General features: G+C 68.4%; 1 protein-coding gene. It reads right to left on the bottom strand.

The window, feature by feature from the left end:
* A partial coding sequence (locus EF879_RS26810) for a sugar ABC transporter ATP-binding protein (RefSeq protein ID WP_148086569.1) occupies positions 1 to 1,528 on the bottom strand: 1,528 nt, incomplete at its 3' end.
* Positions 1,529 to 1,659: the final 131 nt, after the last annotated feature.

Here is a 1,659-nt window from a genome sequence, read left to right as displayed (position 1 = left end):
CCGGCGCCCCCTCCATCAGCGACCCTGCCATCACCAGATCAAGCACCCTGCCCTCGTCCAGCTCTCCGGCCGGCGCCTCATGCACCACCCGGCCTTCCCGCATCACCACCACCCGGTCAGCCAGGCCCAACACCTCCGGCACCTCACTGGAGACCAGCAGCACACCCACCCCCTGCTCCGCCAACCCCCGAATCACCTGGTACAACTCGGCCCGCGCCCCCACATCCACACCCCGGGTCGGCTCATCCAGCAGCAACAACCGGACACCCCCCAGCAACCACCGCCCCACCACGACCTTCTGCTGATTCCCGCCCGAGAGCGTCCGCACCGCACGCCGTACATCCCGCGGCCGCAGTTCCAGGCGCTGCGCGATGTCCGTGGCCTCACGGCGCTCTCGGCCCGCATCCGTAAAACCCCACCGCGCCCACTTGGTGAACGTCGCCAGCGTGACATTCCGGTACACCGGTTCGCCCAGCATCAGCGCCTGGCTCTTCCGCTCCTCCGGAGCCAAGCCCAGCCCCGCCCGTACCGCCGCGCCGACACTCCCCGGGCGCAGTACGCGACCCCCCACCGCCACCGTCCCCGAGTCCGGGCGCCGCGCCCCAAAAATCGTCTCCAGCAACTCCGACCGACCCGAACCCACCAAACCCGCGATCCCCACAACCTCCCCCGCCCGCACCGTCAACGACACATCCGCGAACTCACCCGCCCGACACAACCCCGACACCCGCAACAACTCCTCGCCCGGCGCCTCACCGCCCCGCCGTTCCGGAAAAACGTACTCAATGGCCCGACCCGTCATCCGGGCCACCAGATCCCGGGTGGGAGTATCCCGCGCCGGCAAATTCGCCGCCGTCGTCCGACCGTCCTTCAGCACCGTCACCCGATCACCGATTTCGCGGATCTCCTCCAGCCGGTGCGATATATAGACAACCGCGATACCCTGCGCGGTCAGCTCCCGAATGATCCGGAACAGGTTCCGCACCTCGTCATGAGCCAAGACCGCGCTCGGCTCATCCATCACGATCAACCGCGCCTCGTACGACAACGCCCGCGCCATACTCACGATCTGCTTGGCAGCAGCCGGAAGCGCCCGCACCATCCGCCTCGCCGGAATCTCCGGATGCCCCAACCGCGCCAAAATCTCCCGCGTACGCCGGACCACCTCGCCCCGCTGCAAGAACCCAAACCGGCGCGGCTCGTGCCCCAAGAACACGTTCTCCGCCACCGACAGGTCATCGACCAGGTCGAGCTCCTGATAGATCGTCGCAATCCCCGCCCGCACCGCCGCCTGCGGACTCGCGAAACTCACGACCCGACCACGCCACTCGATTCGACCCGAATCCGGCTGGTGAACCCCCGACAACACCTTGATCAAGGTCGACTTGCCCGCACCGTTCTGCCCCAGCAGGCAATGCACCTCACCCGCCCGAACCTCCAGCCCCACCCCGTCCAACGCCCGCACACCCGGAAACGACTTCACGACATCTGCCAGCCGCAAGATGACGCCGTCATCACGCCCACTCATGACGCCTCCCCGCCACGCTCGACACCGTCCCGACCGGCCTGCCAAGGCCGACCGGCGCCCTTGTCCCCACCGGTCGGCCAACCGGCGCCCGCGCTCGTCCGCCCACTCATGACGCGTCCCGGAACGCGATG

It is taken from the genome of Micromonospora sp. HM5-17, from assembly GCF_003762835.1.
GTDB lineage: Bacteria > Actinomycetota > Actinomycetes > Mycobacteriales > Micromonosporaceae > Plantactinospora.
Note: the sequence above shows the minus strand (reverse complement) of the source record. Positions and strands in the feature narration are given on the sequence as shown.